Raw genomic sequence first — 19,991 nt, forward strand, 5'->3', positions numbered from 1 at the left:
TTGTTTGAGTAGTGTTGGTGGCTAATACTTTATATCATAAAAAGTTTTTTTACCAACATCATTATACCGCTTAAAAAATCGTTGCGATATACCTGTATTTCTTCATCTACAGGAACTTGATTAAAGTTTGAGTTCATGGGAACAATTTAGCAGGTTAAAAATTCTGGTTAAAAGATATTAAATCAATTGTCCATATCCCAACGTTTTGTTAAAATAAATATTGTAACAGAAAGAAAAATTTGTCCACTATATTTTCATTTCAGCAATTTCTCCTGAAACTATCAATTTTCCCTCTGTGGCAGACTTAATATCATCTACAGTTACACCTGGTGCACGCTCTAATAAATGAAAGGCATTATCTTTAATTTCTAACACAGCCATATTTGTTACAATTTTTGTAACGCAGCCTACTCCTGTTAATGGCAATGAACAATTTTTAAGTAATTTGGATTGACCTGCTTTATTGGTATGCATCATAGCTACAATAATATTTTCTGCCGAGGCTACTAAATCCATTGCCCCACCCATACCTTTTACCATTTTACCTGGTATTTTCCAATTAGCTATATCGCCATTTTCAGCAACTTCCATGGCACCTAAGATTGTTAAATCTACATGTTGTCCTCTAATCATTGCAAAACTAGTTGCTGAATCAAAAAAGGAAGCGCCGGGCAGCGTAGTTATGGTTTGTTTGCCTGCATTTATAATATCAGCGTCTTCTTCCCCATCAAAAGGAAAAGGACCCATACCTAGAACTCCATTTTCACTTTGAAATTCTACACTTATATCATCTCTAACAAAATTTGCCACCAAGGTTGGAATACCTATTCCTAAGTTCACATAAAAACCATCTTTTACCTCTTGCGCAATACGTTTTGCAATTCCGTTCTTATCAAGCATTATTCTTAGTTCTTACAGTTAGTTGTTCAATTCTTTTTTCAAATTTTTCTCCTTGAAAGATACGTTGCACAAATATTCCTGGTACATGAATTTCATTAGGATCTAGCTGCCCAGCTGGGACTAATTCTTCTACTTCAGCAACTGTAATTGTAGCCGCCCCACACATACACGGATTAAAGTTACGAGCAGTACCTTTAAATATTAAATTGCCGGCTTCATCACCTTTCCATGCCTTAACAAATGAAAAATCTGCTTTATACGCATGCTCTAAAACATACATTTTACCATTAAACTCTCGTGTTTCTTTGTCCTCAGCCACTTCAGTACCAAAACCTGCGGGTGTATAAAATGCAGGAAAACCAGCTTGGGCAGCTCTGCACTTTTCAGCTAAAGTGCCCTGAGGGGTAAGTTCCACATCTAACTCCCCACTTAGCATTTGACGTTCAAATTCATCATTCTCGCCTACATAAGAAGAAATCATTTTTTTGATTTGTTTTTTTTGAAGCAATAGCCCCAAACCAAAATCATCTACTCCGGCATTGTTAGAAATACAGGTAATGTTTTTTACTCCTAGTTGAACCAGTTCTTTAATTGCGTTTTCTGGGATTCCGCAAAGGCCAAACCCTCCAAGCATAAAGGTCATGCCATCTTTAACTCCATGCAAAGCATCTTGCACATTGGCCACTTTTTTATTAATCATGAAATATACTTTTAGTCCTTACTAAAAGTACGAATTAAGAAGGGGAATGCTAACCTCTAAAAATCTAAATCGTCTAAATCATCATCTATTTGGAGTTCTTCTTTTTGCTCCTCTAAAAACTTAGCACAATCAACTGTAATAGATAAATCTTCAGGTTCTTCAAAGGCTTCATCTGAAATGCCTAAATCTTCATTATTATAATTTGCTTTCATATATAAACCCCATATAGGCAATGCCATTGATGCACCTTGACCATAGGAAGTTCTTGAAAAATGCGTAGCTCTATCTTCACCGCCAACCCAAACACCAGTAACTAAATTTGGAACCATACCCATAAACCAACCATCACTTTGATTTTGCGTAGTTCCTGTTTTACCGGCGATTGGATTTTTAAATTCATATGGATAGCCTGTTATTATTTCTTTATAAACCGTATTGTATTTGTCAACACCTGTTGTTCTTAATCGTTGACCAGAACCCGCTTCTGTAACGCCTTCCATTAAGTTAACCATGGTATAGGCGACGTCTTTACTTAAAACGTCTCTTGTTTCTGGCACATATTCATACAGTACTGTACCATTTCTATCCTCTATTCGAGTAATTAGTACGGGTTTAACGTATACCCCCTGATTTGCAAAAGTACCATAGGCTCCAACCATTTCATAAACATTCATTTCAGGCGTTCCTAAAGCTATTGAAGGTACTTCTAACATTTCTCTAGTAATACCCATACTTTTGGCAATTTCTAAAACAGAACCTGGGCCAACCTTATCAATTAATTGAGCCGTAATTGTGTTTACTGAATTTGCCAAAGCATTTTTAAGCGTTCTTTTTTCTAAAGAATACTTACCATTAGAGTTTTTTGGACACCATTTTTCAATATTGCCGTGCTTACCAGCTTCAATACAATATTGCGTATCTGGTAAGGAATCACAAGGAGATAAACGCAATTGATCAATGGCCGCCGCGTAGACAAAAGGCTTAAAAGTTGAACCAGCCTGTCTTGCTCCTTGTATCACATTATCATACTGAAAATGTTTATAGTCTACCCCACCAACCCAGGCTTTTACATGCCCAGTTTGAGGCTCCATCGACATCATTGCCGTTCTTAAAAATGTTTTATAATAACGGATAGAATCTAATGGGGTAAGTACAGTATCTTTTTCATAAGAATCACTATTGTAATCAAAAACCGTCATTTGTGTGGGCTTCTTAAAAGATGCTCTAATTTCGTTTTCAGAAACTCCTTTACGCTTCATAGACTTCCAACGAGCTGAATTCTTTATTGCGCGCTCTACAATATTATCTATCTGAGCATCTTCCAGGTCTAAAAATGGTGTAGTTGGATTTCTTTCCTTTGTATTTTGAACGAAAAACTCGGCCTGCAATCTTTTCATGTGGTCTATAACTGCATCTTCTGCATTCTTCTGCATTCTAGAATCAATGGTAGTATAAATTTTAAGTCCGTCTAAATATATATTGTAGTCTTCGCCGTTTGGTTTTTTATTTTCTTTAACCCACTGTTTTAGCCAAGAACGTTGCATGAACATTCTAAAATAGGTGGCTAAACCTTCATTATGTGATTCTGGATTATAATTAATTTTTAATGGTAGTTGTTGAAGCGAATCTTTAGATTTTTCGTCTAAATACCCATACTTTGCCATTTGCGCTAAAACTACGTTACGTCTGTTTTTAGTGCCTTCAGGATTACGGTGCGGTCTTGGGTTATACAAAGAGGAATTTTTAAACATACCCACTAACATAGCACCTTCTTCTACTCGTAATTCTTGTGGTTCTTTACCAAAATAAATTCTAGCAGCAGATCGTAAACCATCGGCATTATTACCAAAATCATAGATATTAAAGTACATAGCAATAATTTCTTCTTTGGTATAATTACGTTCTAAACGGGTAGCAATAACCCATTCTTTAATTTTTTGTGTTAAACGTTCCATTAGATTTTTACTCCCCTGCCCGGTAAACAACTGTTTAGCTAACTGTTGACTAATAGTACTAGCACCACCTTTCTTACCTAAATATGCAAATGCACGAACTGTACCTCTTGCATCTATACCAGCATGATCATGAAAACGGGCATCTTCAGTAGCTATTAGGGCATCTACAACGTGTTTAGGAATGGTATCAAAAGGAATGTCTGTGCGGTTATCTTCAAGATAAATTTTACCAAGGGTTTCCCCGTCAGACGATATAAATTCTGTAGCTAAATTAGTTTGCGGATTTTCTAGAATTTCAAAAGTTGGTAGTTTTCCAAACACGCCCCAAGAGGCCAAAAGAAATACAAGAAAAACTAAAAGAAAAACGGTTAAGAATAACATCCAAAACCACTTAATAAACCTTATAAAACCGTTAGATTTTTTTGAATTAGCTTTCATTAATTACTTAGATTTTTGAATTTCTAAACCAACATCAGTAATACCTAAAAGCTCTTGAATGCCCTCAACCTTACCGTTTTGTCTCATGGCCTGAAAGACGTTTACTTTATATACGCCAGAATCTGAAAATTTGATGTTTTCTTTATACCAAAGCTTACTTTCTTTAAGACTACCCATGCCATTACCCAGCCATTCTCCGCTAGGTTCCGCCATTAGATATTCTAGCGTATCTATTTCTACTTTACCTAAAGGATGCTTTAATTGGGTAATAACAAAAAGATTACTGAATGGATAATCTTCATCATTTCTTACATTCAAAAACAGGTTATAGTTAGCAGTTGAATCTAGACCAGAAAATTCAAAAAAAATAGTATCGTTTTTACTCCAGCTTCCGTTGTTCAAATTTCTGTATTCTGCAAATTCCATATTTGAACCACAAGAGTAAAGTGACACTACAACACCTAAAAGTGCTAAAATTTTACGCATTGGATGGGGACTTTTTATTACGAGGAGGCTTTTGCTTGTTTGTTTTTGGTTTACGCTTTTTACGTTTTTTTCGTTTGGGTTTATCAAAACGGTTTAGGCTATCTTGACCAACCACATTCTCAAAAAGTATTTTTTCTTCGTGAGATTCATCTACATTCACATACTCTTCTAAGCTCGCAGCTTTTTTACCTTTTTTGTTCAGTGCCATAATTTCTATCACATCTGATTTATGTAAGGCATGCCAGTTAGCATTATCGTTTTTATAGCAAAACCATAGTGTCTCTTTAAAAATGTCAACTTTTTGACAAAACGCAATTCCTTTTTCAGTATCAAGCTTAGCATCCTGTGGAGGAAAATCTTTAAGCGCTTCTAAATAAGTATCTAACTCATAGTTAAGACAGCACTTTAATTTACCACATTGTCCTGCGAGTTTTTGAGGGTTTAATGCTAACTGTTGATACCTAGCAGATGCGGTACTAACCGATCTAAAATCTGTAAGCCAGGTTGAGCAACAAAGCTCTCTACCACATGAACCAATACCTCCTAAACGCTGCGCCTCTTGCCGGTAACCTATTTGCCGCATTTCTATTCTAATGCTAAATGCTTTGGCCATATCTTTAATCAGCTGCCTAAAATCTACCCTAGATTCTGCGGTATAATAAAAAGTAGCTTTTGAACCATCTCCTTGAAATTCAACATCACTTAATTTCATTTGAAGATTTAAAGAGATTGCTATTTCACGTGCGCGCTTTTGAATATCTGGCTCTCTGTCTCTGCTTTTTTGCCAAATATCAATATCTCTTTGAGTAGCTTTTCTATAAATTTTTGGTAGTGCTTCGTCTGTATAATCTACCTTTTTCTTCTTCATTTGAACTTTAACTAGCTCTCCTACCAATGTAACTATTCCAACATCATGGCCAGACTTTGCTTGTGTAGCAACTACATCTCCAATAACCAAAGGCAAGTCCTCAGCGTTTCTATAAAATTCTTTTCTACTGTTTTTAAATCTTACCTCAACAACGTCAAAAGGTTTTTGACCTGAAGGTAGTGACATATTTGAAAGCCAATCAAAGACTGTTAGCTTGTTACAACCATCTGAACCGCAAGTACCATTGTTCTTGCAGCCGCGCGGTTGCCCATCCTTTCCGGTTGAACAACTGCTACATCCCATATATAATATCTTAGATCAACCTAAAATAAAGGTTGATTTTGGTTCATAAATAATAGTTCAGTAAATATACCACAATTTAAAAAGTGGATTTATGCTAATTCTTAAATTTTAGCACTTCTGAACGTCCTTTCTTAAATATTTTATTGCTCGCGTGTTTCCCTTTACGAAGTTTCTTTTGCTCTTTATAAGGTAACGCTGCCACTTCTTTACACTTGTCTGAACAACAATTGTTCATTGATTTTGCACAGTCTTCACACTGAATAAACAGTAAATGACAGGCTTCATTTGCGCAATTTACGTGAGTATCACATGGCTTACCGCATTGATGACAATTAGCAATTACCTCATCTGAAATACGCTCTCCCCTTCTATGGTCGAATACAAAATTTTTGCCCTTAAACTTATTTTCTAGACCTTTGTCGCGTACCTGTCTTGTATATTCAATAATACCACCTTCTAATTGGTATACATTTTTAAATCCTTTGTGTTTGTAGTAAGCACTAGCTTTCTCACACCTAATACCTCCGGTACAATACATAACAAGATTCTTATCTTCTTTATGTTCGGCTAGATTTTGTTCAATTAAATCTAGAGAATCTCTAAAGGTATCAACATCTGGCGTAACTGCATTTTCAAAATGGCCAATTTCACTTTCATAGTGATTTCGCATGTCAACCACAACACTATTAGGGTCAGCAATAAGTTTATTAAATTCTTGAGCGCCCACGTGAATTCCTTTATTAGTAACATCAAAAGAATCGTCATTTAAGCCGTCAGCAACAATTTTATGACGCACTTTAACCTTTAGTTTTAAAAAAGACTTGTTGTCTTGTTCAATGGCAATATTCAACCGTACATTTTCTAAAAAACTAATGCTATCTAAATGCAATTTAAACGCATCAAATTTTTTAGCTGGCACAGACAGTTGAGCGTTTATTCCCTCATTGGCTATGTAGATTCTACCTAATACGTCTAGGGCATCCCATGCCAAAAACATATGGTTTCTAAAAATTGTAGTATTTCGGATGTGTGCATATTTATAGAAAGAGATAGTAAGCCGGTCTTCCCCAGCTTCTTCAATAAGTTTTTCTCTTTCTTTTGCACTTAAAGTATTGTACAGTTGCATGCTATATCAAATTTTAAGTAAAAGAATTAAGTGCAAAAATAAAAAAGGCATTCTAATTAAAGAATGCCTAACCACTAGTTCTTCTTTTTCATAGTCTAGAATTTCGTGGCAAAAGAGTTATTATGTAGTTGAGGCAAAAATTAATGTCTTTTAGATGAGAAAATATTAAAAGGTTGCGTTGGAATGTTTTTCTAAAAGAAATGGTAATTTAGTTTTCTAAATGAAAAAGTAAAATGAGCAAAGAAAACGAGGCCAAATTAAAAGCGTTAAAACTTACTTTAGATAAATTAGATAAAACTTACGGTAAAGGTGCTGTTATGAAGTTGGGTGACAGCCAAGTACAAGATGTAGAAGTAATTTCATCTGGTTCTTTAGGGCTAGACTTAGCTTTAGGAGTTGGCGGATATCCGAGAGGAAGAGTAATAGAAATTTACGGTCCAGAATCGTCAGGTAAAACAACCTTAACTTTACATGCTATAGCTGAGGCACAAAAAGCTGGTGGTATTGCGGCTTTTATAGATGCTGAACATGCTTTTGACCGTTTTTACGCCCAAAAACTAGGGGTAGACATTGATAATTTAATTATATCTCAACCAGACCATGGCGAGCAAGCTTTAGAAATTGCTGATAACCTTATACGCTCTGGAGCAATTGACATTGTTATTATTGACTCTGTTGCTGCCTTAACACCTAAAAGTGAAATCGAAGGTGAAATGGGAGATTCTAAAATGGGGCTTCATGCAAGACTTATGTCTCAAGCATTGAGAAAGTTAACCTCAACCATTAGCAAAACTAATTGTACCGTTGTTTTCATTAACCAGTTGCGAGAAAAAATAGGAGTAATGTTTGGTAATCCGGAAACAACAACTGGTGGTAATGCCTTAAAATTCTATGCTTCTGTTCGATTAGATATAAGAAGATCTTCTCAAATTAAAAGCACAGACGGTGAGGTAATGGGTAATAAAACTCGAGTTAAGGTGGTAAAAAACAAGGTAGCTCCGCCATTTAAAACTACAGAGTTTGATATTATGTACGGTGCAGGAATTTCAAAAATTGGTGAAATTCTAGATTTAGGCGTATCCTATGAAATAATTAAGAAAAGTGGCTCATGGTTTAGTTACGGTGATTCAAAATTGGGTCAAGGTAGAGATGCCGTTAAAACCTTATTAGCAGATAATCCAGAATTAACAGAAGAATTAGAAGCTAAAATTAAAGAAGCAATTGAAGCTTTGAAGCAATAAGCTTCAAAAAAATAAAATATCCTCTTTGTTGCGCAACCTGCGTGCTAAAACTGCATCTTGCCTATGAAAAAAAAGTTTAATGAAGAGGATATTTTATACCATAATCTTACTATTTGCGGTATTCTCCGTATCAAGCTGTGATATAGATTCAGATGAAAACTTTCATTTTGTAACACTCAGAATTACTGATGTAGAGTTACCAGAGTCTTTTATTCATAACCAAGTTTACAATATACAAGTTACTTACGAGCGTCTAAATGGGTGTACCTATTTTGAAGGATTCGATGTTCAAAAACCCTATTTAACAACAAGAGAAATTGTAGCTATTGGTACTGAGTTAGACGATGCTCAATGCACACATGCAGTTGAAGAGGCTGTTGCAACATTTAATTTTCAAGTGCTTTATGATGAAACCTATACTTTTCGTTTCTTTAATGGCTTGGATGAAAATAATGAACCCATCTATTTAGAATATGAAGTAGAAGTTCAGAATTAATTACAATAACCAACAAAACTGCTTAAAACTAAATAATTTGACTCTTGACGAGCTCATAACCAACTGCAAAAAGGGTAAAAGAATGGCCCAAGAGGAGTTATACAAAAGATACTCTGGTATACTCTATGGTATGTGCTTAAAATATTCAAGAAACAAAACCGAAGCAGAAGATAATCTTCATGATAGTTTTATGACCATTTTTGATAAGATTGGTCAATTTAATCACAAAGGTTCATTTGAAGGGTGGATTAAAAGAATTACAGTAAATACGGTAATGCAAAAATACCGTAAAGAGCAGTATTTAAAAGTAGTTAATGAAAATATTGGTGACGAAATAGAGATTGAAGAACATCTACCAGATATTAGTTTAGATGTACTTCTGAAGTATGTACAAGAATTACCAAATAAATATCGCTTAACATTTAATCTATATGTATTAGATGGGTATTCTCATAAAGAAATTAGTGAAATGTTGGGTACCTCTTTAGGCACATCAAAATCAAACTTGTCAAGAGCAAGAATGATTTTAAAAGAGAAAATAGAAAAACAAAATATGAACATCGCTTAAGAAGTTGATTCGATGGAAAAAAATAATTTAGATAAACTTTATCAACAGAAGCTGAATGACTATTCAGAGCTTCCAGATGCAAAGGTCTGGTCTAGAATAGAAGCTTCATTAGATAAAAAGAAGAAAAAACGTGTAATTCCAATATGGTGGTACATGGGTGGAGCAGCAGCTGTATTACTCATTTCAATTTTAGTGTTTAATCCTCTTTCAAATAATGGAATTAATCCAGCATTAACTGAAACTGAAACAACCACACCTGAAGTTAATTCATCTTCAAAAGACGCTAAAGAAATAGAAGTTACAAGCACGGAATTAAAGACTGAAATTCAGGAAAAGAATAGTAGTACAGGTGATTCTATAACGGAATACCCCTCAAAATTTAGTACATCTACTACTAATAAACTAACTTCTACTAATACAAGTTCTCAAAAGGCTATTGAGAAGCAAAACTCTGAAGTAGTTTCCACTATTGTGAGAAAAGAAAATTCTGATGTAAAACAAAACACTTTATCTAAAGAAATTGATGATTCCAAAGATGCAGTGGCGGTTCAGGAAAATTCTATAGATGAAACTCTTTCTAAGGACACCAATATTAACGCTGGCTTAAACCAAGTTACAACTAAAGAAAACAAAGAGGAAGTTGCAGCTAATCAAACTACCAAAAAGTCACTTTTTGAAGAAATTGAGAAAAAACAAAAAGAAGACGACAAAGAAGTAAAAGTTGTTAATGCCGATAAAAAGTGGTCTGTAGGACCTTCTGTTGCTCCAGTATATTATAATGCATTTGGTGATGGCTCTCCAATACATTCTAATTTTGCAGAAAACTCAAAATCTGGAAATCTAAATTTAAGTTACGGTTTAAGTGTTGGCTATAAACTGAACAATAAACTTACCGTTCGTTCGGGCGTTCATAGAGTAAATTATGGTTATGATACAGAGGAGATTTCGTTTACAGCAACTTTTGACCCCATTGCCTCTGCACAAATAGAAAATATTAATTACAATCAAACTGCAAGAACAATTGTTGTTGAAAACAATACTAAAAGAGCAGACGCTAATGCATCAGCTGCTGAGTTTGCCAATACTTCTCCAGCATTTAATGGTAGAATGGTTCAAAATGTTGGTTATGTTGAAGTTCCGGTAGAATTGAATTATGCCTTGTTAGATAAAAAATTTGGAATCAATGTTATTGGAGGATTTAGTTCTTTATTCTTAGTAGACAATTCTATTTCATTAGAAGCAGATGGTTTAAGCACCGAAATGGGAGAAGCAAACAATGTTAATTCGGTCAACTTTAGTTCAAACATTGGTATAGGATTGAATTATCAATTTTCTAAAAACATTCAATTTAATCTTGAGCCTATATTTAAATATCAGCTTAGCGCTTTTGCTGACGAGGCTGGAACATTTAACCCATATGCGGTGGGTATTTATAGCGGACTCAATTTTAGGTTTTAAAGAAGTTGGTTAGTGTTTACCACACTTAAGTGGTGACCAGGGCATTCAATTACGATTGAATGCCCTTTTCTTTTAAGGTATTATAGATACTATTTCTCACTTCTTCTCGCAACATTCTAATATCTTCAGTTTCTAATATTGCCGTTTCTTTAAAGTTTTCTACCTGAACTGCTAAAGTTCCTGGGTAGCCACTAAAAAACTCCCATGGAAAATGTTCTTTGCAATCCAAAAAAACGATTGGAATTACCGGTATTTTGTGCGTAATGGCAATTCTAAAAGCACCATCTTTAAATTTACCCAAAAAGACCTCTTTTTCAGGAATACCCCCCTCTGGAAAAATACAAATACTAAGATTTTGATTTAAACGATGTTGTACTTGTTTGTATACCTCTACCCTACTTTTTAAATTATCTCTATCGACCAGAATACATACCCGCTTATAAAAAAAACCAAACAGCGGAATCTTTTCTAACTCTTTTTTTCCTACAAAAACAAACGGATTTTTACTTACGTAAAGCATTAGCATAATATCAATCATACTAGTGTGATTGGCAACTAGCATATAGCTTTTGTTGTTTTTCATTCTTTGTTGCCATTTAATTTTTGGCCACAAACCCATACCAAAGAGAATGGGTTTAGCCCATAGGTTCCTAGCTAACCAATAAAACTGTTGGTATGTTCTTTCAGAAATAGTAGCTATAAAAAGAAAGGGTAAAAAAATAACAATAGGCAATGCTACTAAAGTATAAAACCAAATGCGATAAACCGCTTGACCTAATTTTGTAAAAAATAACAACACTTAGCTAAAATATAATTTTTAGTACACTAGACTTCATGGTTGAGCATCTTAAAATACTCTTACTATAAAGTGTTTTTATAATTTTAATTGTAATGTTACATTTACACCTTAAAAGTAACGCATGTCAAGAATTTTAACTGGAATTCAAAGTACTGGAACCCCCCATTTAGGTAATATTTTAGGAGCAATTATACCTGCTATTGAAATGGCAGAAGACCCTACCAATGAGTCTTTTTTATTTATTGCAGATATGCACTCGTTAACACAAATAAAAGATGGTGAAACATTGCGCAATAACACTTATGCCACAGCAGCAACCTGGTTAGCTTTTGGCCTTGATGTTACTAAAACCGTTTTTTATCGCCAAAGTGATGTTCCTCAGGTAACTGAGTTATCTTGGTATTTAAGTTGCTTTTTCCCGTATCAGCGTTTGACATTAGCACATTCTTTCAAAGACAAAGCCGACCGCCTAGAAGATGTAAACGCCGGTTTGTTTACCTATCCAATGCTTATGGCAGCAGACATATTATTATATGATGCAGAAATTGTACCTGTTGGAAAAGACCAATCTCAGCATTTAGAGATGACTAGAGATGTTGCTTCTAGATTTCATACAAAATTTGGTGAAACCTTTGTTTTGCCAGAAACCAAATTGCAAGAAAGCACCATGTACGTGCCGGGTACTGATGGTGAAAAAATGAGTAAGAGCAAGGGCAACATTATCAATTTATTTCAACCAGACAAAAAGCTTCGAAAGCAAATCATGGGTATTGTCACTGATAGTACGCCAATGGAAGAACCTAAAGACCCTGCTAAAGACAATATTTTTGCGTTGTACAAACTATTGGGTAGTCAAGAACAAATTGAAGAGATGTCTGCGAACTATTTAGCAGGCAATTACGGGTATGGCCACGCTAAACAGGCACTTTACGAACTCATAATTCAAAAATTTGAGGAACCAAGAGAAAAATTTGAATATTACATGAATAACCTAAATGAAGTTGAAGAAGCATTGGCCATTGGTGCAGAAAAGGCAACAAAAGTTGCTGATGAGGTATTAAAACGAGTACGAGAAAAGGTAGGTTATTAAATAGCTTCAAAAAGTTTTCCGGGTAAAGGGCGAACAACTCCTTTTAATTCCATATTCAAAAGAGTTGAAGATACTTTAAAAATAGGCATCTTACATTCCATAGCTATAATATCTAACAGCTCTTTTCCATTAGCTTGCAAATAGTTGTAAATAGTTCTTTCAGATTCGTTCAAATCTATAAATAGCTGTTTCTGTATGGGTTTAGATTCTTCTTCTAATTTCCACCCTAGCATATATATTAAATCGGCAACAGAATTCAGCATATGAGCTTTTTGGTGTTTAATAAGATTATTACAGCCTTTACTGTATTTATCTGTATTTCTACCAGGTAATGCAAAAACATCTCTGTGATAACTGTGGGCAATATCTGCAGTAACCAAACTACCTCCTTTCTCTGCAGACTCCACAACAATAGTTGCCTCGCTAAGACCTGCAATTACTCTGTTCCGTTTTAAAAAATTCTCGCGGTCAGGATTACTGGTACTCCAGAACTCAGTAAAAAAACCACCATTTTCTTCAACCTTCGTTACATATTTTTGATGTACTTTAGGGTAAATCTGGTTTAACCCATGGGCTAAACAACCAATGGTTTGTAAATTATTTTCCATGGCCATACGATGAGCATAAATATCTACTCCGTATGCAAAACCACTAACGATTATAGGATTTAACGGTGCAATTTCTGATATAAATTCTTCTAAAAAAGCTTGACCGTAAGATGTCATATTACGTGTACCAACAATACTTATTATTTTCTTGTTTGGGATAGAAATACGCCCCCGTTGAAAAAGCAAAATAGGTGCATCTATACAATGTTTAAGATTCTTAGGATAGTGGCTATCTTTAAAATAAGAATATTCAATTTTGTTTGTAGTAATATAATCATACTCCTTTTCCGCCGCATCTAAAAACTCGGTGTTAAAGAGTTGCGATAGCTTAACTGTGCCAATTCCATCAATTTTATTTAAACTAGTTATTTTTTCTTCAAAAATGGCTGTAGCACTACCACAACGCTCTAGAAGTTTTTTAGCATTGACATCTCCGATATTCGGAATTTTCTGAAGCCGAAGTAAGTTAATTAACTCTTCACTTTTCATGGTTCTACTCAAATGTTAATAGATTCTATAATATTACTGCAATAATGTTAATAAAATTTAGGCAAGTAGTTTTTACCAAAGTTTAATTTTTTAAATATTTGCCGTTATGCGAATGGAGCTCTATATAGTGGAATTGCTTTACAGATATAATTGTGTAATTGTACCTGAGTTAGGAGCGTTTTTAACTAACACAGCATCAGCGGTTATTGAAGCTGACACCAAATTAATTACACCCCCAACAAAGAAAATTGCTTTTAATGAGCAATTATCTAAAAATGACGGACTACTCGTTTCTTACATTGCTAAAGTAAAGCGTTTGCCTTATGATGATATGTTAGAACAAGTATTAATTACCTCTAATACTTGGAAAGAGAAAATGCTTGCTGGTGAAAAACTTCAATTAGAAGGTATTGGCCAATTGGGAATGAATGCTTCAAAAAAGATTGAGTTTACACCAGAAAACCAGCATAACTATTTACTTTCTTCCTTTGGTTTTGTCCCCGTATCTGCAACTCCAATTAACCGTGAAACTTTAAAAGCTGAAGTTGAACAATTAGAAAGTAAGGCTCCACTTAAATTCACCCCTGAAAGACGAAAAAAATCAACTTTTATTCCTTGGGCAAAATATGCTGCATTAGTTTTATTAACTGCCACAATTGGAACTACAGGATACTTGATTTCAGAGAGGTATAAAGAGACTGATGTATTAGTTCAAGAACAAGTTGATAATGAAGTTGTAAAATACATACAAGAGGCAACTTTCTTTGATAATGACCCATTGACATTTCCTGCATTAAAAATAAAAGTTGAGAAAAAGGAAGATGAACCTAAGGGGCCTCGTTATTATATTATCGCAGGAGCTTTTAGAGAAAAAACAAACGCAGACAAAAAAATAAACCAACTAGAAAACAAAGGATTTAAGGCTGAATATGCAGGCGAAAATAGGTTTGGTCTACACCAAGTAGCATTTGCAGGTTACGCATCTAAAAAAGAAGCCTTACAAAATCTTAGAAGTATTAAAAGAACTGTTTCTTCTGACGCTTGGTTACTTGCCACCAAATAAGCGTTTATTCTTTAGGTTTTAGCTAGAAAGACACAATATCTTTGTAAAAAATATTCAGATGCACACAAAGACACCAAGTGAGTCTAGAACGGTTATGACAGATATGGTTCTACCCAGTGAAACCAACCCATTAAATAATCTTTTTGGAGGAGAACTTCTTGCTCGTATGGATAGAGCGGCGAGTATTGCCGCAAGACGCCATAGCAGAAGAATAACGGTTACCGCATCTGTAAATCATGTTGCATTTAATAGGTCTGTTCCTTTAGGAAGCGTTGTAACTGTAGAAGCAGCGGTTTCTAGGGCATTTAGAACATCAATGGAAATCTATATTGATGTTTGGATGGAAGACAGAATTAGTGGTGAAAAAGTAAAAGCAAATGAGGCTATATACACTTTTGTAGCTGTTGACGAGCAAGGCACACCAACCGAAGTTCCTGGTTTAGAACCAGAATCTACATTAGAAAAAGAACGTTATGCCGCAGCATTACGTAGAAAACAATTGAGTTTGGTACTAGCAGGTAAAATGCAGCCTAATGACGCTACAGAGCTTAAAGCATTATTCATTAAAAACTAAAAATCAAAATTATCTGGGTCGGGTCCAAACCGTTGACCTTTGTGAAGGTCATCGATGGTTTGCATATCTTCCGAAGAAATCTCAAAATCAAAAATTTGGGCATTTGCTATAATTCGTTCTTTCTTTGAAGATTTTGGAATGGTAACCACCCCTTTTTGAAGATCCCATCGCAATACCAATTGCGCTATGGTTTTACGGTACTTTTTAGCCAATTGTTTGAACTCATCCATTTCAAATATCTTCCCTTGCATCATTGGAGACCAAGCTTCATATTGAATTTTGTGTGCTTTACAGAAATCTAACAGTTCTTGTTGAACTAAGTAAGGGTGAAACTCCATTTGATTAACCATAGGTACTACCTGCGCTTGAGGAAGCAAATCTTCTAAATGATGCCGTAAAAAATTACTAACCCCAATGCTTTTAGCCTTACCTTGCGCATACAAGTGTTCCAGTGCTTTCCAAGTTTCTTTATACTTGCCCGCCACTGGCCAATGAATGAGGTATAAATCTAGATAATCTAGCCCTAGCCGTTCTAAACTTTTATCAAATGCTTTTAAAGTGGAATCATACCCTTGGTCAGCATTCCAAACTTTACTTACCACAAATATGTCTTCTCTTGCTACTTCACTTTGGCGAATACCTTCACCTACACCCTCTTCATTTTTATAAATTGCGGCGGTATCAATATGACGATAACCACTTTCTAATGCCCATTTAACAGCATTTATTACCTCAGAACCATCTTGTGAAAGATAAACTCCTAAACCAAAATAGGGCATTTTAACTCCATTATGTAATGTAAATGTTCCTTGTAAATTAGTTAGCTCTTCCATAATTTATAATCTATAAATCCATTCTTCCGGATTAAGTTTTGTGGTGTTTTGGTATAAGTAAAACTTAAGTTTAGTAGAATTGTTTGTAGGATTGGTATATACTTCACCCAATGGTTCATTCAGGGCTATCTTATCGCCCTTTTCAACATAAACTTCTGAAAGATTAAGATAAAAACTTATATAATCTCCGTGTCTAACATAAACTCCTTTAATTCCTCTTCTATTGGTATAAATGGTCATTACTTCTCCTTGAAAAATGGCACGAACTTTTTCTCCTTTTTCCGTTGCTATGGTAACCCCATTATTTAAATGCTTAATTCCAGGATAAACTTTGTCTGCATAAACACCATAACCCTGACTTTTAACGCCTTTTTCAACCGGCCAATTGAGTTTACCCTTGTTTGCAGAAAAGTTATCAGCTAGCGCCCTAGACTCAGGAGTTAAAGTGAAGGATGTTTTACTAGAACTACCCGTTTTTTTATTGCTTGATGCAATAGCACTCCTAATTAACCTGTCTATTTCTTTATCGATTCTCCTTTCTTCTCGCTTACGTGCTTCAATTTGAGCAACGTATTTACTTTCATTTACTTTGATAGTTGCCAGCAATGCTTTTTGAGCCGCTATTTCTTTGGTTAATTCATCTTTCTGAACGCGATTTTCATTAAGTAGTTGTTCTTTTGTCTTGCGCTGGGCAACAAGTTCTTTGTTTAGACCTATTAATTCCTGAGCACTTATAGCAATTTCTTCACCTTGCTTTTTCCTAAACTTTGTGTATTGGTTTAAATATTGTAATCGCTTATATGCTTGCCAAAAACCATCTGAAGAAAGTAAAAATAACAATCGGTTTTGTTGATTTTTATTCTGATATGATTTTTGAATCATCTCTGCATAATCATTCTTTAAAACGTTAAGCTCTTCTCTCAACCTACTAATTTTTCTAATGTTGGTGTTAATCTGCCGGTTTAGTAAATTGCTTTGTTGATTGGTTACACGTATTAATTCTTGGCTAACATTAATTTTTTGATCTAAGCCTTCAACCTGTTCCAACACATTGCCTTTTTCCTTCTTAGTATTTGCTAAAAGTTTGTTTATTTGGGCACGCTCTTGCTGTAGTCTGCGTTTTTTAGCTTCTAGTGCTTGTTGTTCTCCACTTTGTGCAGAAAGTATACCCGCCCATGATAGGAGTAGGATTGTTAGTAGTTGCTTTAGATTTGTTGGCATAGATTACTCTAATTCAATTTTTTTAAAACCACTTGGTACTTTATAGGGAAAATTAAGCTCTTGATTAAATTCTAAATTCTTATAATCTACTGCTACTTTAATGTTTTTATCGCCAGATACAGCATCTATTTTGACGTTTTCGGGAACTACCTTGTTTGAAACAGTTTGGTATTGATAATTAGCATTAAACATACCACCTTTTAACGGTTGAGAAACTACTTGAGATGCAATTTTAAAATGTACTGGCTCTAACAAAAACTTTATTTTATATATATCATTAAAAGTTTTAGGCTGCAAAACGTAGGAGTTGTCTTCTACAGTTTGATTGTACTTATCATCTCTTAAATCTAAAATAGCATTACCCAACATAACGTTTTGAAGTTTTTCAAAATCAATATCTGTTCCCAATAGCCCACTTAAGTATTCAAACTCTCCTTCAAAATACTCATTATCTAATTTATTAAAAAACTCAACTTTTGTAGGGGTTATTTTTGCTTTAATTACATTAAAAGGGGCACTTAACCAAATCACCTCATCCTTTTTCATTCTAAAACTAACCCTAACATTTTGTCTAATATCACCATCATCATAATCAATTTTAAAACTACCTCTAAGGGTTGTAAATTCTATGTGATTATTATAATGATTTTGAATTGTTTTTTTAACAGATAGCTTAGGGTTTACCTCACCCGTTACTATACCCTTTGTTGGTTTACAAGAAGATAGTAATACAAATGAAACAAGTAAAACTACTAAGGCTCTACCAATTCTATGAAATTTAACCATGTTTATAAACCAGATTTTAGCTTACTAAGGTACTCATTTGCTTTAGATGCATTGCCTAATTTAGTATAGGCATCAGCAAGTTCTTCATAAATTGAAGTAGTTAAAAGTGTAGGTTCAAATAAAAAATCTAGTCCGGATTGCAAAACTTCGATTGCTTTATTAGCATTTCCTGTATTATTAAGTGCAACACCATAAGCATAGTAAAAATAGGGTTGTAAAGGATAACGTTCCACAGCATCTGCAGCTTTGATTTGCAACTTTTTAAATTCTTTGGAGGCAATTAATGTTTCAAATTCAATTTTTAAAACCTCAGCAGGATTTTCACTTACTACTTTTTCTGAAACAATATCTTCTTCAATTATACTACTGCGTTTGTTAGCTTTAGTTGTGTCTTCAATTTTAGAAAGAAGCTGATTTTTAAAACTTTTATTAGTAATACCATTTAGTATTTTTTTAGAATCAGCATACTTTTCTTGTTTATAATAAATCAAAGCTAAGTTCTGCTGGAGCTTTTGATTGGTAAACGGAATTTGTTCTTTGATACGTTCAATAGGGTTGTTCAGTTCTTCTAAAACAGTTACCAGGGTATTTAAAAACCAATAATTTTCAGGTTCTGCTGCAACTGCCTCTAATGCCGACTTCTGAGCTTCTATAGCATTTTTATCGGCAAGGTATGTTTTAGCTAACTCGTGATTTATGGTTGCGTCTTGTTTTTGTAAGAGTTTACACTCTAAAAATAAATTAATGGCACGATCATAGTTTTGAATGCTCTTTTGTTTTAGTGCTTCGAAAAAGAGGTCTTGAAACTTATCTGTATATTCTTCTAAAAACACCTCAGCACTTTCCTCTTCTTCAATGGTATTAGAAGGTGATTCTTGAGCATATAAAAAGGCTACAGCATTTAGTGATATTGTTAACCAAAAAACTGTAGCCTTTTTTATCATTTTATCTATTTTCTATTCCAGTACCGAGTAATCACCAATACTGACAGTTTCAAATTTACCATCATATTTTACATGATTACCTATCATTGCATTATCCAAATTAGCGTTTTTAATAGTAGTATTACTTTGGATTAGACTATTTTTAACTGTTGAATTTGCTATTGTTGTATTAGCACCTATTGATACAAACGGACCTACAGTACAATCTTTTAAAATTACATTTTCTCCAATAAAACAAGGAGGAATAATGTTTGCATTTTCTTGAGAAATATCATTAGAAATTAATTCTTCACCATCAGCCTCTAAAAAGCCAAGCATTCTTTGATTGGTTTCTACAGTTACATTCTTATTACCACAATCCATCCATTCATCAACCTTACCGGTTACAAAAACTTTTCCATTAGCCATCATGCGTTTAATACCATCGTTGATTTGATATTCACCACCATTAATTATGTCGTTATCTAAAACGTATTGCAATTCATTTTTCAGTACGGCAACATCCTTAAAATAATAAATACCAATTACAGCTTGATCACTTACAAATTCTTTTGGTTTTTCTACCAATTCTACTATATGACCATTTTCATTTAGGTTTACCACCCCGTAAGCCTCTGGATTATCCACCTTTTTTGTCCAGATAACGCTATCTGCATTTTTATCTAAATCAAAACTAGCTCTTATTAACGTATCTGCATAGGCAATCACAGCTGGCCCGCTTAAAGAAGGTTCTGCACACATAATAGCATGCCCAGTACCTTTTGGGTCTAATTGTCTGTAAATACTTGGCTTGGCTCCAAGCCCAATTGCCAGATTTTTTAAACTTTCAACTACATCTTCTCCAAAAAAAGCAGGATCACCAAGTATAAAAGCAATTTCTTCAATAGGTTCCCCTAAAACTTTAGTAATATCACTTACCAATCTGTGCACAATTGGTTTGCCTGCGACAGGCACAAGTGGTTTAGGAACAGTTAATGTATGTGGGCGTAACCTAGAGCCACGACCAGCCATTGGGACAATTATTTTCATAGTTAGGGTTTTAAAT

The 19,991-nt window shown here is 34.4% G+C and carries 20 protein-coding genes; 7 read left to right on the forward strand and 13 right to left on the reverse strand.

Annotated elements, in window-relative coordinates; genetic code table 11:
- Positions 1-246: 246 nt before the first annotated feature.
- The 6 genes from H5V42_RS08000 to trhO form a co-directional block, all read right to left on the reverse strand.
- Positions 247-900 carry a 3-oxoacid CoA-transferase subunit B gene (locus H5V42_RS08000; RefSeq protein ID WP_185782616.1) on the reverse strand — a complete coding sequence of 218 codons (654 nt, stop codon included), beginning with the start codon at positions 898-900 and terminating at the stop codon, positions 247-249.
- A complete protein-coding gene (locus H5V42_RS08005; RefSeq protein ID WP_185782617.1) occupies positions 893-1,600 on the reverse strand; it encodes a CoA transferase subunit A in 708 nt (235 codons plus the stop codon). Before H5V42_RS08005 ends, H5V42_RS08000 begins: the two co-directional genes overlap by 8 nt.
- A gap of 56 nt (positions 1,601-1,656) precedes the next feature.
- Positions 1,657-3,993, reverse strand: coding sequence for a penicillin-binding protein 1A (locus H5V42_RS08010; RefSeq protein ID WP_185782618.1), 2,337 nt, complete (start codon positions 3,991-3,993; stop codon positions 1,657-1,659).
- 3 nt (positions 3,994-3,996) lie between these two features.
- A complete protein-coding gene (locus tag H5V42_RS08015) occupies positions 3,997-4,479 on the reverse strand; it encodes a gliding motility lipoprotein GldH (RefSeq protein ID WP_185782619.1) in 483 nt (160 codons plus the stop codon).
- A complete protein-coding gene (locus H5V42_RS08020; protein WP_185782620.1) occupies positions 4,472-5,650 on the reverse strand; it encodes a PSP1 domain-containing protein in 1,179 nt (392 codons plus the stop codon). The genes H5V42_RS08015 and H5V42_RS08020 overlap by 8 nt, the downstream gene beginning before the upstream one ends.
- Before the next feature lie 94 nt (positions 5,651-5,744).
- Positions 5,745-6,776: an oxygen-dependent tRNA uridine(34) hydroxylase TrhO gene (trhO, locus tag H5V42_RS08025; RefSeq protein ID WP_185782621.1), complete on the reverse strand. Its 1,032-nt coding sequence runs from the start codon at positions 6,774-6,776 to the stop codon at positions 5,745-5,747.
- 233 nt (positions 6,777-7,009) lie between these two features.
- Here trhO and recA point away from each other — a divergent pair, with 233 nt between their 5' ends.
- From recA to H5V42_RS08045, 4 genes are all read left to right on the forward strand, one after another.
- On the forward strand, positions 7,010-8,017 hold the full coding sequence (gene recA / locus H5V42_RS08030; protein WP_185782622.1) for a recombinase RecA: 1,008 nt from the start codon (positions 7,010-7,012) through the stop codon (positions 8,015-8,017).
- A 79-nt stretch (positions 8,018-8,096) separates the two neighbouring features.
- Positions 8,097-8,513, forward strand: a complete 417-nt coding sequence (locus H5V42_RS08035; RefSeq protein WP_185782623.1) for a hypothetical protein — start codon at positions 8,097-8,099, stop codon at positions 8,511-8,513.
- A gap of 37 nt (positions 8,514-8,550) precedes the next feature.
- The gene (locus H5V42_RS08040; protein ID WP_185782624.1) at positions 8,551-9,081 is read left to right on the forward strand and encodes an RNA polymerase sigma factor; all 531 of its coding nucleotides are present in this window, start codon (positions 8,551-8,553) and stop codon (positions 9,079-9,081) included.
- A 12-nt stretch (positions 9,082-9,093) separates the two neighbouring features.
- The gene (locus H5V42_RS08045; RefSeq protein ID WP_185782625.1) at positions 9,094-10,539 is read left to right on the forward strand and encodes an outer membrane beta-barrel protein; all 1,446 of its coding nucleotides are present in this window, start codon (positions 9,094-9,096) and stop codon (positions 10,537-10,539) included.
- A gap of 49 nt (positions 10,540-10,588) precedes the next feature.
- On the opposite strand, the gene H5V42_RS08050 is transcribed toward H5V42_RS08045, so the two are convergent.
- Complete coding sequence (locus H5V42_RS08050) at positions 10,589-11,122, reverse strand: lysophospholipid acyltransferase family protein (protein WP_313792136.1); 534 nt, start codon at positions 11,120-11,122, stop codon at positions 10,589-10,591.
- 337 nt (positions 11,123-11,459) lie between these two features.
- Here H5V42_RS08050 and trpS point away from each other — a divergent pair, with 337 nt between their 5' ends.
- Positions 11,460-12,428: a tryptophan--tRNA ligase gene (trpS, locus tag H5V42_RS08055; protein WP_185782627.1), complete on the forward strand. Its 969-nt coding sequence runs from the start codon at positions 11,460-11,462 to the stop codon at positions 12,426-12,428.
- Here trpS and dprA read toward each other — a convergent pair.
- Positions 12,425-13,525, reverse strand: a complete 1,101-nt coding sequence (gene dprA / locus H5V42_RS08060; protein ID WP_185782628.1) for a DNA-processing protein DprA — start codon at positions 13,523-13,525, stop codon at positions 12,425-12,427. The two genes, trpS and dprA, sit on opposite strands and share 4 nt — an antisense overlap.
- Before the next feature lie 106 nt (positions 13,526-13,631).
- Here dprA and H5V42_RS08065 point away from each other — a divergent pair, with 106 nt between their 5' ends.
- Together H5V42_RS08065 and H5V42_RS08070 are read left to right on the forward strand one after the other, a co-directional pair.
- Positions 13,632-14,588, forward strand: coding sequence for an HU domain-containing protein (locus H5V42_RS08065; RefSeq protein ID WP_185782629.1), 957 nt, complete (start codon positions 13,632-13,634; stop codon positions 14,586-14,588).
- Between the two features lie 58 nt (positions 14,589-14,646).
- On the forward strand, positions 14,647-15,162 hold the full coding sequence (locus H5V42_RS08070) for an acyl-CoA thioesterase (RefSeq protein WP_185782630.1): 516 nt from the start codon (positions 14,647-14,649) through the stop codon (positions 15,160-15,162).
- Here H5V42_RS08070 and H5V42_RS08075 read toward each other — a convergent pair.
- From H5V42_RS08075 to H5V42_RS08095, 5 genes are read right to left on the reverse strand one after another with little or no spacing between them, the layout of a single operon-like run.
- Positions 15,159-15,995: an aldo/keto reductase gene (locus H5V42_RS08075; RefSeq protein WP_185782631.1), complete on the reverse strand. Its 837-nt coding sequence runs from the start codon at positions 15,993-15,995 to the stop codon at positions 15,159-15,161. The two genes, H5V42_RS08070 and H5V42_RS08075, sit on opposite strands and share 4 nt — an antisense overlap.
- Positions 15,996-15,998: 3 nt before the next feature.
- Complete coding sequence (locus tag H5V42_RS08080; RefSeq protein ID WP_185782632.1) at positions 15,999-17,216, reverse strand: murein hydrolase activator EnvC family protein; 1,218 nt, start codon at positions 17,214-17,216, stop codon at positions 15,999-16,001.
- 3 nt (positions 17,217-17,219) lie between these two features.
- Positions 17,220-18,002 carry a DUF4292 domain-containing protein gene (locus tag H5V42_RS08085; RefSeq protein WP_185782633.1) on the reverse strand — a complete coding sequence of 261 codons (783 nt, stop codon included), beginning with the start codon at positions 18,000-18,002 and terminating at the stop codon, positions 17,220-17,222.
- 2 nt (positions 18,003-18,004) lie between these two features.
- The gene (locus tag H5V42_RS08090) at positions 18,005-18,946 is read right to left on the reverse strand and encodes a tetratricopeptide repeat protein (RefSeq protein ID WP_185782634.1); all 942 of its coding nucleotides are present in this window, start codon (positions 18,944-18,946) and stop codon (positions 18,005-18,007) included.
- 12 nt (positions 18,947-18,958) lie between these two features.
- A complete protein-coding gene (locus tag H5V42_RS08095) occupies positions 18,959-19,975 on the reverse strand; it encodes a sugar nucleotidyltransferase (protein ID WP_185782635.1) in 1,017 nt (338 codons plus the stop codon).
- Positions 19,976-19,991: the final 16 nt, after the last annotated feature.

This window comes from Croceivirga lutea (assembly GCF_014235875.1).
Lineage (GTDB): Bacteria > Bacteroidota > Bacteroidia > Flavobacteriales > Flavobacteriaceae > Croceivirga > Croceivirga lutea.